We start from the raw sequence: 13,033 nt of genomic DNA on the forward strand, positions 1-13,033 counted from the left end.
TCCCCATGGCCGTTATTGCCGGCACAGCGAACTTTTTATCTGGATCGATGACGACGACGTCTCATCCCTATGCACCTTTATCAGTCCGGGCATCACTGTATTGCGTCCGTTGAATTTTGCTTTGTAAAGCATTGAATCGGCATCTTCAACCAATTTTTTGATATCAGCACCATCCCCCAACTGTGCCACGCCAAAGCTGGCGGTCACCCGTATGGTACGATTATTAAAGGGGATGCGCAGTGCAAAAATCTTTTGTCTGAGTCTGTCTGCAAGTTCTATAGCATGGGCCTGATCGGTTTCCGGCAGGATGGCGATAAATTCTTCACCACCGTATCTGGCAAGGAGATCTTCTGTTCGTATATTCCGGCGAACCACTCGGCTGACTTCCTTTAACACCTCATCGCCGCCCAAGTGGCCGTAAGTGTCGTTTACGGATTTAAAATGATCCAGATCAAACATAAAAACGGACAAGGGTTTTCCGTGCCGAGCTGCACCTGAGGCATACCCTTTGAGCTGGGTCTCAAAAGCCCTACGGTTATAACAACCGGTTAAAGGATCTATGGCTGCTGCATCCTGGAGGCGTTGAATCTTAATCTGCCTTGACAGGGCTGCACTACAGCCCTGGAGGACAATGCGGACCACTTCATCATGAAATTCAGTGATGGGCTTGCTGGGCATCATATAGAGCCTTGAATAACAGTTTTCTTCTTTATGGTCGTAATGCACCAGGGAATCCAGGCTGAATTTTTCCAGGCACTCCTCCCTACCTTTATGTATATTCAGATAGGTCAGGTCCTTGGTGTCCTTAACCTGGAAATCTTTTATGATGATTTCTTCTATGGAAGTTTTATACATTCTGGGATCCAGCCACACATCCACCCCGGTATTCTTTTTGTTCACAAAGGCAAAAAGCCTGTACCCAAGAATACCCTTTAGGCAGTCCGCCACTTCATTTATAATTTCCGACGGGGTTGTTTTGCCGTTCAAAGCCACAATATGGCGGGCCAGTTTATTCTGTGCATGAGCCCTATTCAGGGATGAACCGAATACCAGGCCGAAAACAGCAGATAACCGATGGCTGAATCTATCAAGGGTTGCACTCATGGCTCTTCCTTTAATCTATAAATGGGTTCCGTACTTTATTTTTAGAAAAGGAATAAAAAGCAATAAACATGCCAACATTTTTAAACAAAACATTTCACTTTGATTTCAAAATATTACATTCAATCCTGCATTTAACACAAAGCCAACAGACCGGAAAATTTTGCAGGGTTTTGCGTCAGGCTCCTGCCACCTACCGCCAAAGGCCTGACACCAAATGCAGTACGTCCCCTGCAAGAAGATTTCCTTGTCATCTATTGCTTTTTCAAGTTATTTATGAGCTTAAAATTTCAAATGAATCAAACAGGCCTAACTAATGCCGTTTTTTAAAAAAAATAACACCATTCTAAATTCCCCCAGATACAGGAAATTATCACGTAAAATCACCGGTCTTGTGCAGGTCTGGGCCGCTCTATTTATCTTTTTTACGCTGTTACTCCTTTTTTTACCTACCCTAATAGGCAAACCCCTTTGCCTGATTTTTTTCATAATCAACGGATCATTTATCATCCTGCTGCTTTCATGGGTTAAACGCATCCAAATATTTATGCAGGAAACCGGATTAATATTGTCTAATTCAAAGGATTTGATGTGGGCCATGGATTCCCGCCTGAACGTTACAGTCATTTTCGGAGATCCGGAACATATATCCGGTAAAGACGCCATGGCGCTTATAGATAAACCTTTGGCGTCCATTTTACCCGAAGAGGCAAGGGATCAATTCAACGCCCGTGTTCGTGAAAACATACCCTTTTCCATGGAGTGTCTTATTTCCAATGGTGAAAATTCGACACTACCGGTACAAATCCTGGCCGAGCCGATCCATGGGTCCGGGCAGGATACATTTTACGGCATCATACGGGATATCTCAGATCAAAAAGACCTGCAGGCCATTGAAAAAGAGCTTAACAGTTCAAAAAAGTTAGAAAACCTCGGACGCCTTGCCGGCAGTGTCGCCCATGATCTGAACAACATCCTGGCAGGCATTGCCACCTATCCTGAAATACTTCTTCTTGATGAAAATCTGGAACCCAAGGTCCGGGAAAGCCTCACCGTTATCAAAGAATCCGGCCGGAACGCCTCTGCCGTGGTCAATGACCTGTTAACCATTTCCAAGGGGATCAGGGAGGAGTGTCAGGTTCTGAATATCAATACGATTATTGAACGGTTCATGGCGGGCCCAGAATTTAAAAAAATAAAAACCGCATACGAAAAGGTGGAAATTGACATGCACCTTGAACCTGAACTTTTAACCATATCCGGGTCCTATATGCATATTGAAAAAAGCATTATGCATCTTCTGATCAATGCGCTTGAAGAGACTGCGGCAGCGGCAGGCCACGGCACAATCGTGCTTTCAACGGCCAACTATTATGTGACCGAAAAAAAAGACGAACACACAAAACAGGATCTGTCCCCCGGCGAATATGTGATGGTTGAAATTCGGGACGCCGGCAAAGGCATTCCTCAAGATTGCCTGAATAAGATATTTGATCCCTTTTTCATCAAGAAAAAAATGGCCAGATCCGGCACCGGCCTTGGTCTGACCGTGGTAAAAAATACCGCTCTCAACCACCGGGGAGAAGTCTTTGTGACATCTGATAAAACCGGCACAAAATTTACATTGCTGTTTCCGGTTCTTCGCTCGGATCTGCCCATGGCAAATCAACCCGAATCCATAGAGGAAATCAGGGGAAACGGGGAAACCCTTCTGGTTGTGGATGACCTGGAAAGCCAGCGCAAAATTGCCGAAACTATCCTTAAAAATTTAGGGTACAAGGTTTTCAGCGTCGCAGACGGGATTGCTGCCCTTGATTTCATCCTGCATACCCCTGTGGACCTGCTGGTTTTAGACATGGTCATGGCCCCGTCCATTTCCGGGCTCGAAACATACAGACGGATTAAAAAAATCCGTCTGGACCAAAAAGCCATTCTTGCAAGTGGACATTCGGAAACAGAAGATGTATTAAAAGCCCAGTCTATGGGTGCAGGTACCTTTGTTAAAAAGCCCTATACCATATTGGATATGGGCATCGCCGTAAGAGAGGAACTTGACGGATAATGGATATTTTAAAAACAAAAGCGGATATGCAGGCCTGGTCTGCCGCGAAAAAAAAACAGGGAAAGACCATCAGTTTTGTCCCCACCATGGGATACCTTCACAAAGGGCATGTTTCGCTGCTTGAAATAGGCAAACCCTTGAGTGACGAACTGGTTCTGAGCATCTTTGTCAATCCCACCCAGTTTGGCCCCAATGAAGACCTGGACGCCTATCCCAGCAACATCCAAAATGACCTTGACCTGGCACAGCAGGCAGGTGTAACAGCAGTTTTCCTTCCGGACAAAAACGAAATGTACGGGCCTGACTACCAGACCCATGTCTCTTTGGACCATCTTCCCCAATACCTGTGCGGCCGGTCCCGCCCTGTCCATTTCGGTGGGGTGGCCACGGTGGTCACCAAGCTGTTCAACATTGTCATGCCTGATGTGGCGATTTTCGGAAAAAAAGATTTCCAGCAGCTTGCCGTCATCAGACAGATGGTGGAGGATCTGGATTTCAATATCCGAATCATTGGCGGAGAGATCATCAGGGAGAAAGACGGGTTGGCCATGAGCTCAAGAAATGCCTACCTTACCCCGGAGCAGCGTGCATCTGCGGTCTGCCTTTCCCAGGCCATCCGCCTTTTAAAACAAAAGGTTGCCCAGGGCATCCGGTCTGTTCCGGATCTTATCAGGGAGGCCGAAGCCTTTATTCTCTCATTTGACCACACCCGGGTTGATTATATTGAACTGTGCGATCCCAAGACCCTTGAGCCGGTGGAAACCGTCCAGGCAGAAACCCTTGTTGCCATGGCCGTGCAGGTGGGAAAATCAAGGCTGATTGACAATGCGCTTATCGAGCTGGCCTGACCGTTTTTGTCACCGACGGGTTTACCACGACAATGACCCGGCACTGCTTTAAGAAGGTGTGACGTTCGGTTGCCCTGTCCAGGATTTTGACGTCGGCCATGCTCATCACAATGGCACCGGTTTTATCCCCGGTTTTTCTTAACGCCTTGACCACCAGGGGATTTGAACCGGCCCTGTCAGACGCAAGGGCTTGGTCCATGTCGCATGAATAGGCGCAGACCCCGTTCTGAACGGCAAATTCCCGACTTATAAAAACAGAAGAATAAATCTCTCTGCCCTGTTCACTGACAATGGTGGGATAAAGTACGGGGTTTACATTTAACCGTCTTGCATCCACAATCAGCCCGGTATAGGGTTTGGCACCGACAGTGGCTGAAGGTGTGTTTTCAGCCGGTTCAGCCGGAACCTGTTTCAGTTCATTAATTTTGGGAATCTGCCGGATATGATCCGGGAGCACCAGCTGAAGAAATCCACCATAGAATGTAGTTGCCACCCAAACTTTTACATCCAGGGCGGATGTATACAGCTGTCTGCGAACCCTGGCATCCTGGGCAACCTTCTCAATCCCGGCAAGAATGGTATCATGGGTTGATGCATATTCCCCGACCGTGAGATCCCCGGAAATTTTCATCTGTTTAAGAATGGCAATCAGGTTCCGGGTGGCACAAGCCCTGGCAGACCCAGGCATGGTCACCGCCTCGCCTTCGGAATTGATCTCTGGGGCGGCATGGCCTGTGGCCGTGACAAAACCGGTTGTCCAGTCTATATATCCGTTTTCAAGGGATTGACGGCAATGGGAAAAGGCGTTCTCCGTCAACAGAATCATACCCCAGACGACAATCCCCAACACCAGCGTTTGATGGGTTTTCATCCGTTAGGCCTCCTGCCTGATAATGAAAAAGCAAGGAAATGCCGCTCAACCAGATCAGCAAGGGGTTCTATATCCTCCAACCCGAAACACGGTTTTTCTTTGGGCCGGATATCCGTGTCTGTTACAAACGCAACAAGATTGGGATCGTCAAGGCACAGGGGGGCTTCATGGGGACTGTCTTTTCTGAAAATTTCAATCTTGGGAAGCGCAACTGTCTTGAATCCTTCGGCAAGGATAAGGTCCACATCATCCAGATAGTGAAAAATTTTCTCTTCAGCCGGACGGGTATCTTCTTTTACCAGGGCCACCTTTGTATCCGTCACAACAAGAGAGGCAACAGCGCCGGCATTTTTATGCCGCCAGCTGTCCTTTCCCTGCGTGTCAAAATTTAAGTCATGATGGGTGTGTTTCACTGATCCCACACGAAATTCCCGTTCGCTCAGCTCTCGGATCAATTTTTCCATCAAAGTGGTTTTACCTGAATTGGATTTGCCGACAATTAAAACAATTCTGTTTTTTTTTTTGCTGTTCATAATACACAGCCTTGAATTTTTTATTCTTGAACCATGGATTAAATGTCGCTAAGGTATAAAATGTACCTTTAAGAAAGTCAAGAAGAGGAGGATATTATGGATTTATCTTATATTTGTGTTAATCATAATTGTTCGTTCCCAGGAGCAAATTCCTTTGAAATGACGTTTAAATCAGAATACATCATGGATGAGAACAATGTTGCCAGCCTGTTCTGCCCGTTTTGCGGAAGAGAACTCATGCAGGTACGGGTGCCGGATGTATTCCCGGAGAATTTATCAAAAGACAGCACACTATAGCCGGGCCGAATCAAACCTGATTTGTTGCGGTCCGGCTTAAAAAATACGAATGAGCCTCACTCCGTCCAGCCGAAGTCTTGCATTTAGTATCAGGGATTTATAATGCGCCTGGGCGTTGATTACAGCCTCAACTTCTTTACTCGAAATACCGGGGTTAACTTTTGAAAGGGTGACCAGGCGATCCTTTTCCCGGGTCAGCACATCCTCCATTTTAGCTACACCGTCAAGCCGACGTGTCTGTGCTGTTTTTCGGGCCAGGTTCTGACTTTTATCCAGCATGTCCGGGAGGATCTCCTGAACCGCTTGGGGCAAGTCCAGAAACCAACCCGGATCATCTGACAAAAGAGAAGATTCCCAGTCGGCAGGCAGATGCCCAGGGGTTAACGGGGTTCCGGTATGGTCAACCACAACACGAATCGGCAATGCGGGAAGAAATCTCTCGGCCAAAGAAGTGTCCCCATCAGGAAGGTCCAGAAGGAAAAGCGTTTCAAGAACCAGGCCCTGCCTGCCTGCTCCGGAAAGCCTGGCCACGGAAGCCTGCCCCTCACCCTGGGTAATAAAATACTCCATCACCTGGCGGACAAAGGGATGGTCCCAGGTCAAAAAATCAAGATCGTCACGGGCAATGGCCGTTGCCCTATCAAAGGTGACAAACTTGCCGCCGCTCAACGCAGGAAAATTTTCATCGGTCATGCGATCGGGTATGAAAGAGACCACAGAATTCCCCTCAACCTCAGTGATTTGATCGGTTTCGATGCCGTAAACATCCAGCAGATCCTCCACTAAATTGTGAAGGTCGCGGGATTTTTCCGTTTGTTGAATCATTTGAATCAATGCATGGGCAGATTCAGGTTTAAAGGAATTTAACTCAAGAAGAATATGACGGCCCTGGCTCAGGGTCCGGGTGATCTGCTCTACAAAGGCAGCGGTATCACGGATCAAATCAGTCATCTTCTGTTGGATTCCAGGATCAGACGCACCCAACGGCTGTTTATCCGCCTGCGCCATCAATTGACCCACACGGGATTTAAATTGGGTGAATACGGCGTGCAGACCGTTGACGTTCTCCTTAAAAAGACCGAGCCCCTGATCATACCACAGCGCGAGAATCTCATGGGAGGTGTTGCGGATATACGGTACATGGATGACAATTTTTTCTTTTTGGCCAATGCGGTCCACCCGGCCGATGCGTTGTTCTAAAAGCTCCGGATTGACGGGAAGATCATAGAGAAAAAGATGGTGGACAAACTGAAAATTTCTTCCTTCACTGCCGATTTCAGAACAGACCAGCAATCTTGCCCCTTCAGGATCGGCAAACCAGGCGGCCTGACGGTCCCTGGTCAGCAAGTCCATACTTTCGTCGAACCGTGCCGCATCAACACTGACATGTGCTTCAAGCCCCTGGACTAATCGCCTTGCGGTCTGCCTTGAACGGCAAATCACCAGAATTTTTTCAGGCTTTAGAGAACGGCATAGTTGAGCAAGATAGGCGACTCTGGGATCATCGCTTAGATCATCTGCCAAGGAACACGTCCCCCCAAGAGGAATCAGGCTCACCTGTCTTTCAGGAAAGCCTTTTATGGAACGGCGCCTGTTTCTGAAAATGACCCTGCCGGGTCCAAAAGCGTCCAGCAGCGAGTGTGCCGGCTCACCCTGGTCTAATTTTTCCCTGACTTTTTGTGCCACAGCTTTGTAGCCTTCCAACTCTTTTACAAACGCGGAAAAGTCATAATAACGGTAGGGATCTAAGAGTTTTAACTGAGCGAAATGGGTTTCAAGTCCCATCTGCTCGGGCGTTGCCGTAAGCAGCATCAGCCCCCGGGTCTCATCGCCCAAACCGGCCAGAAATTGATACAGGGATGAATTTTCTGCCATATGGTGGGCTTCATCCATGACCACCATATCCCACCCTGCGCTGATCAATGCCTTTTTCACATGATCCGAGGTGCTGATAAACGATTCGGAACAGATCCCCTGCTGATCCAAAAGAAAAGGATTCATGTCAGGCTCAGCCGCGGTCGCCCCTGTTACATAGTCGTCATCAAAAATGCGAAAGATTAAACTGAATTTTCGATACAATTCAATAAACCACTGATGTACCAAGGCATCCGGAACGATAATCAACACCCTTGAAATTTGAGACGTCACCAGGAGGCGGTGGAGAATCAGACCGGCCTCAATGGTTTTACCCAACCCTGTTTCATCGGAGAGCAAAACCCGTGGAAAATACCGGCCGGCCACTTCACCGGCAATATAGAGCTGATGGGGAATCAAATTCACCTGACCACCTAGAAATCCCCTGGCCGGTGATGTCTGATACGCCCCCTGGGCCGATCTGATACGACATCTTAGATCAAACTTGGCGGATGTTCCGGCAAGTCCGGAAAGGAGCTTGGAAAAAGGCATATCCACAGATAGAACCGATGACAATTCATACTCGAAAAGCCGTTTTTTTCCTTGAAGATAGATCAGGATTCCGGCGTTTTCTGCCACTTTTTCAACGGTCATCCGTATGCCGTCTTTTCCACTGATCCGGTCTCCGGGCTGGAAGCGCATCCGTTTGATGGGCGCAGCCGCCCGGCTGTATGTTCTAGAACAGTCCGAACCGGGGAAATGCAACGTAATGGTCCTTGCGTCAAAAGAAAAAAGAACACCCAACCCTAACTCGGGTTCGGTTTCAGAAACCCATCGTTGTCCCTTACAAAAACGGCTTGTCATAAACGATTCGCTCATCCGCGGTCAACTGACCAAATGATAATGGTTTAAAAAGTTGGGGTCTTATGTCATCCTTTCATGGGGAAGTCAAGCACTGTCGAGAGAGTTGACCGGAATGGACCTTCAAAAAGACAGCATAAACCTTCCGACTTGAGATTGCATCCCATTTTGATGATGGACAAAAATAAACCTTGCTGATATGAAAACCCATTTGGTCAATAACGGCCATGGGCCGACCTGGTCTATCGATACCCAGGCTCAACCCACAACAAACAAAGAAAGTAATTCAATAACTTATTGAGACTTTCTTATAACGATCACGGACCGTCCTTGGTCTTTGACCGTGGTTCGGCCCACAACGAATATTGAAACATCTCTGTGGCTTACAGAGAGTTTCTTATAAAACCTCAGCGAGAAATGCGGTATGAAGAACAGAACCAGTATTGAGGATCGCGACCGGCACCTCATGAAAAAATTCCGAAACATTATCGAGGAGAAAGAACAGCGCAAAGAGCAATTCAAGCAGCAGGCTCCTCAGAGACCCTCATGGCCCGTTTTCATGATGGCAGGATTCATCGTGGCGGCAGGTATTATGTTCATGATCTACCGGATGATTCCCGAACGAGCGTTGACGGAGACCCCATCCACCCCGGAAAAAGTGGAGACCGTCTCCCCGAGAAATCCTGCGTCCATGGTTCAAGACACATTAACGGATGTTGAACAACCCGATATTCCCAATGAAAAGCCGTCCCAAGCACTCCCGCCTGAAACGGCCCCTGTTCCGCCGGCAAAAGAGACACCACCGCATTCCGAAATTGTACAGACCTTGGAAAAGGCAGCACCAAAGAAGACACTTCCTAAGATCGTCAGCAGCACTGATGTGACCATTCAAGAACTGGTTATCTGCCGCAGTATCAAAAACAGGCAATATATGTCACCGGAGAACCGTTTTTCCATGGCAAACGATGCAAGACCCGTGGTCTGGACATGGATGAACGTCCTGACCGACAAGCCCCCCCAAGTCCTGAGCCACATCTATTACCTCAATGGCAAGAGATTCTGCCGGGTCATTCTCCCAGCCCCCTACCCCAGGACCCGAACCTGGAGCAAAGTGACATTGAACAAACCCGCGCATGCCGGATCATGGCGTGTGGATGTTGTCAACAGCAGCGGGCAGGTGATCGCAAGAACCGATTTTACCGTTGAAATCTGACAGACGTTTTCACCCTTTGGCCCCTTTCCCGATTCTACCAACAGCCATAAGTGGAGAGGTCAATATGGCCGGAAATGAAACTCAGCGCACAAAACTGACGCCGATACCGGTGTGGCTGATTCGGACAATCCGTCCGTTCCGCCGCTGGGGGCCTGTCTTTTCGGTTTCAAAGGTCATGACAATAGAATCGTTTTTTTTGTATTTTTCCGGTGCTCTGGACTTGATGAAAATGCCGGAGTAACTCAAATCCAGGGCCTGTTCTTTATACAGGGTCCCTTCGTTTATAAAGTCTATAAAACCATGGAAATCAGTTCTGGGGTACCTGCGGCGTTCCGACCCGTCCGAAGCGTCCGGCCGGGGGAAGTCTGTCATGGCTTCTGGGAAATCATCTTCGTCTACGGTTTTATTGTACTTAATGACATAAATATTTTTTGCCGTGGCAGTGTTCGAAGCCAGTTTAAACCGTCTGTAAAGCTTAAGGATCTGGACGCATAAAAAGATCGAGATCAGAGAAATTATGAGGGTGAATATAATGTTCAATGGCGTCATCTATATCTTCCTGAAACGAACACGTAAATTGATTTAATGTACACCGCTGTAAAGAAAGGATCTTCCTGATAAAAGATCATTTCCAGGTGGAAATTACAAGAATAAAAATGGGGACGCATAAATTTACCCGAAAATTCGAGCTGGCCTCAAACGCCTCGGTTTGATCTGCCCAATTTCATATTACGCCCATAACACATTGATATATTTGTTGTTATTACACGGTAGCTTCCGGCCCCTTGCCCGTAAAAAATTATGTATAAGCCGGAATGGAAGGTTGCTTTTCCTTTGATTTTATATAAGAATACCTGTCACTACAGTTTTTTGAAAGGTTCCAATCAATGATCATTGATGCGCACACTCATATATACCCTGACGATGTCGCGCATAGAGCGCTCAGTACTGTAATGGGAAACGGCAATGGGCTTGTGAGTATTCATACCGACGGGACACACGGCGGCCTTGTTTCATCAATGGATAGGGCGAATATAGATTATTCCATCGTACTTCCCGTCGCCACGGGCATAGGACATGGAAAAACATACTCAAACTTATTGACTTGCCATGAAAAATATTTTTGAAAAGATAAAAAAATCCGCCTCCTTGCCCCAGCTGCCCCAGGTAATGCTGCAGTTGATCCGGGCCTGTGGGCAAGAGAAAACGGATATTGACGAAGTAACGCAAATCATCTGCAAGGATGCGGCGCTTACGGCAAAACTGCTGGCCATCATTGCCTCTCCCCATGTAAACCTGGCAAAACAGGTTACTACTATCAAATCTGCGGTGGTGTATCTGGGACTGGATACGGTGCGTAATATCGCCATCAGTTCGTCGGCCATGCAGTTTTTTAAATTCTCCAAAGTCCCAGACAACTTCAACATCAACAGGTTCTGGTATCATTCATACAAATGCGCGGTTCTGGCCCAGCACATCGCCCTTGAAGAAAAGCAAGCCAATCCGGACCAATATTTTTTGGCAGGTCTGCTCCATGATATCGGTACCCTGGTTCTCATGGCAACCTTTCCCAAGGAATACAAGGAGATTCAAGCCAGGGTAAACCAGGGACAAAATGAGTTTGAGGCCCAGGCCGACATACTCAAGACAGACGGCCCAAGGGTCAGTGCCTGGCTATCCAACCAGTGGCACCTGAACCCGATGATATCTGGTGCCGTGGGATTTTTAAGCCCCTCCCCGGCACGCATCCAAGAAGCGCCTGTCCATATTAAGATTCTTTTCATGGCCAACCTCATGGCAGAACCGGAAAGCACGAATGTGACACAGGATGTCCTTTCTTTGACAGACATGCCGGTCGCCGTGTTGAATGACATCGCGGTCCAGGCTGAAAACGAAGTCCGTCAAACGGCGAAAAGCTTGAACCTTGATCCGGGTGATTCGGAACAAGGATATAGTCTTCTGGCCGATGATATTAAAAACGTTTCGCTCTGTTTTGGTACCCTTGACAACCTGCTCAGGGCAAAGGATGTGCCAACGGTGCTTGAAACGGTCCAACGGGGACTGGAAATCATTTTCCATATTCCCCGGATCTTTTTCTTTCTTCAGGACAAAGAAAGGGATCTGCTCACCGGAACCTGCGCAAAAGAGGACCGCCACCACAACATTGTTACAAGCATTGCCCTTGCCATGAACAACAATGGCAGCCTGATTGTAAAATCCGTCAACACGGGCAAAATTACGACCAGCATAGGCCAGGAAAACCTGACCCTCTCAGATGCCCGGATTATCCGCGTTCTTGAAACACCGGCCCTTTATGCCATTCCCATTCTCTGGCACAATGGTTGTTCAGGCGCCATGGTAATAGGCGTGGACAGCGATCTTGCCCACACCCTGGACAAAAACAAAACCTTGATGGAACTTTTTTCACGCCAGGCAGCCATCTGTCTTGAAAATCTTAATTTCCATGAAGCGTATGCCAGGGATATCAGCGACAAAAAAATGGAAGCGTATGCCACGTTGACAGACAAGGTTGTACATGAGATCAACAACCCTGTTACCATCATTAAAAATTACCTTGAGACCCTGAAACTTCAATTGCCGAAAAAACACCCTGCCCAGGAAGATATCAGTGTTGTCAAAGAAGAAATAAGCCGGGTTTCAACCCTGCTTGACGGGCTGACCGCGTTTTCAAAACCCAGGGTGGGGGAAGAACTGGAAACCATTGACCTCAATGAGATGTGCCGTCGCGTGCTGGCAGTGTTGGAAAAATCCATTCTTCTGCCCAGACAGATCCGGATTCAAACCGACCTTGATGACGCCTTGCCAAAGGCTACCCTGGACAGCAACGGATTGAAACAGGTGATTATCAATCTGGTAAAAAATGCCGCCGAAGCCCTCGAAAAAGGAGACGAAATCCAATTTAGAACAAGGCTTGTTCCCGGCTCAGCCAAGGTATTGCTTGATAAAAAAATAAAGCTTCCCGGTGTGGCGCAAATCACCATCCAGGACAACGGCCCGGGCATCCCGTCACATATCAGGGAACGGCTTTTTGAACCCTATAATTCAACTAAGCCCTACGCTTCCAATTCAGGGTTGGGGCTTTCCATTGTTCATTCCATTGTCAGAAAAATGCAGGGACGCATTACCTGTGACAGCAGCCGGGACAAGGGGACCTGTTTCTCTATCCTCATTCCGCTATCCCCCGATACTTGACATAGAAAACAGGAAAAATCAAAGGTCAAGGGCTTTTCTGGAGCGTAGCAATTCTCCAAAGAATAAAATCTGTTATGCTTAAAATTGTTTAATTCTGTATCTGTTAACGAAGTGGTTTTTCTGATATTTTGATCAAAATTTGTAAGGGCGGTTACCGGCAGAATAAAAACCAGTATGCAA

The 13,033-nt window shown here is 47.5% G+C and carries 10 protein-coding genes; 5 read left to right on the forward strand and 5 right to left on the reverse strand.

Going from position 1 to position 13,033, the window contains the following annotated elements:
- Window positions 1-12 precede the first annotated feature (12 nt).
- Window positions 13-1,104 carry a GGDEF domain-containing protein gene (locus tag B147_RS0111880; protein WP_020587420.1) on the reverse strand — a complete coding sequence of 364 codons (1,092 nt, stop codon included), beginning with the start codon at window positions 1,102-1,104 and terminating at the stop codon, window positions 13-15.
- A 565-nt stretch (window positions 1,105-1,669) separates the two neighbouring features.
- On the opposite strand from B147_RS0111880, the gene B147_RS0111890 reads away from it, so the two are divergent.
- Both B147_RS0111890 and panC read left to right on the forward strand, forming a co-directional pair.
- Complete coding sequence (locus tag B147_RS0111890; RefSeq protein WP_169400713.1) at window positions 1,670-3,163, forward strand: hybrid sensor histidine kinase/response regulator; 1,494 nt, start codon at window positions 1,670-1,672, stop codon at window positions 3,161-3,163.
- Entirely contained in the window at window positions 3,163-4,011 is an 849-nt protein-coding gene (gene panC, locus B147_RS0111895; protein WP_020587423.1) for a pantoate--beta-alanine ligase, read from the forward strand. The genes B147_RS0111890 and panC overlap by 1 nt, the downstream gene beginning before the upstream one ends.
- Here the strand turns inward: panC and B147_RS0111900 are convergent.
- Window positions 3,995-4,882 (reverse strand): hypothetical protein, encoded by an 888-nt coding sequence (locus B147_RS0111900; protein WP_020587424.1) that lies wholly within the window; start codon window positions 4,880-4,882, stop codon window positions 3,995-3,997. The two genes, panC and B147_RS0111900, sit on opposite strands and share 17 nt — an antisense overlap.
- The gene (gene mobB / locus B147_RS0111905; RefSeq protein WP_020587425.1) at window positions 4,879-5,415 is read right to left on the reverse strand and encodes a molybdopterin-guanine dinucleotide biosynthesis protein B; all 537 of its coding nucleotides are present in this window, start codon (window positions 5,413-5,415) and stop codon (window positions 4,879-4,881) included. The genes B147_RS0111900 and mobB overlap by 4 nt, the downstream gene beginning before the upstream one ends.
- Window positions 5,416-5,574: 159 nt before the next feature.
- Here mobB and B147_RS0111910 point away from each other — a divergent pair, with 159 nt between their 5' ends.
- On the forward strand, window positions 5,575-5,712 hold the full coding sequence (locus B147_RS0111910; RefSeq protein ID WP_020587426.1) for a hypothetical protein: 138 nt from the start codon (window positions 5,575-5,577) through the stop codon (window positions 5,710-5,712).
- 36 nt (window positions 5,713-5,748) lie between these two features.
- On the opposite strand, the gene B147_RS0111915 is transcribed toward B147_RS0111910, so the two are convergent.
- Window positions 5,749-8,430, reverse strand: coding sequence for a helicase-related protein (locus B147_RS0111915; protein WP_026259623.1), 2,682 nt, complete (start codon window positions 8,428-8,430; stop codon window positions 5,749-5,751).
- A 421-nt stretch (window positions 8,431-8,851) separates the two neighbouring features.
- Here B147_RS0111915 and B147_RS0111920 point away from each other — a divergent pair, with 421 nt between their 5' ends.
- Window positions 8,852-9,640, forward strand: a complete 789-nt coding sequence (locus tag B147_RS0111920; protein ID WP_020587428.1) for a DUF2914 domain-containing protein — start codon at window positions 8,852-8,854, stop codon at window positions 9,638-9,640.
- Window positions 9,641-9,721: 81 nt separating this feature from the next.
- Here B147_RS0111920 and B147_RS0111925 read toward each other — a convergent pair whose 3' ends face one another.
- Window positions 9,722-10,189: a PilZ domain-containing protein gene (locus B147_RS0111925; RefSeq protein WP_020587429.1), complete on the reverse strand. Its 468-nt coding sequence runs from the start codon at window positions 10,187-10,189 to the stop codon at window positions 9,722-9,724.
- Window positions 10,190-10,750: 561 nt separating this feature from the next.
- On the opposite strand from B147_RS0111925, the gene B147_RS0111935 reads away from it, so the two are divergent.
- Window positions 10,751-12,853, forward strand: a complete 2,103-nt coding sequence (locus B147_RS0111935) for an HDOD domain-containing protein (RefSeq protein WP_020587431.1) — start codon at window positions 10,751-10,753, stop codon at window positions 12,851-12,853.
- Window positions 12,854-13,033 lie beyond the last annotated feature (180 nt).

The organism is Desulfobacter curvatus DSM 3379, assembly GCF_000373985.1.
Classification (GTDB): domain Bacteria; phylum Desulfobacterota; class Desulfobacteria; order Desulfobacterales; family Desulfobacteraceae; genus Desulfobacter; species Desulfobacter curvatus.

Bases quoted from the DNA above. Each gene is read 5' to 3' on its own strand.
- B147_RS0111880 (WP_020587420.1), bottom strand. From the start codon at position 1,104: ATGAGTGCAACCCTTGATAGATTCAGCCATCGGTTATCTGCTGTTTTC.
- panC (WP_020587423.1), top strand. From the start codon at position 3,163: ATGGATATTTTAAAAACAAAAGCGGATATGCAGGCCTGGTCTGCCGCG.
- B147_RS0111900 (WP_020587424.1), bottom strand. From the start codon at position 4,882: ATGAAAACCCATCAAACGCTGGTGTTGGGGATTGTCGTCTGGGGTATG.
- mobB (WP_020587425.1), bottom strand. From the start codon at position 5,415: ATGAACAGCAAAAAAAAAAACAGAATTGTTTTAATTGTCGGCAAATCC.
- B147_RS0111910 (WP_020587426.1), top strand. From the start codon at position 5,575: ATGACGTTTAAATCAGAATACATCATGGATGAGAACAATGTTGCCAGC.
- B147_RS0111915 (WP_026259623.1), bottom strand. From the start codon at position 8,430: ATGACAAGCCGTTTTTGTAAGGGACAACGATGGGTTTCTGAAACCGAA.
- B147_RS0111920 (WP_020587428.1), top strand. From the start codon at position 8,852: ATGAAGAACAGAACCAGTATTGAGGATCGCGACCGGCACCTCATGAAA.
- B147_RS0111925 (WP_020587429.1), bottom strand. From the start codon at position 10,189: ATGACGCCATTGAACATTATATTCACCCTCATAATTTCTCTGATCTCG.
- B147_RS0111935 (WP_020587431.1), top strand. From the start codon at position 10,751: ATGAAAAATATTTTTGAAAAGATAAAAAAATCCGCCTCCTTGCCCCAG.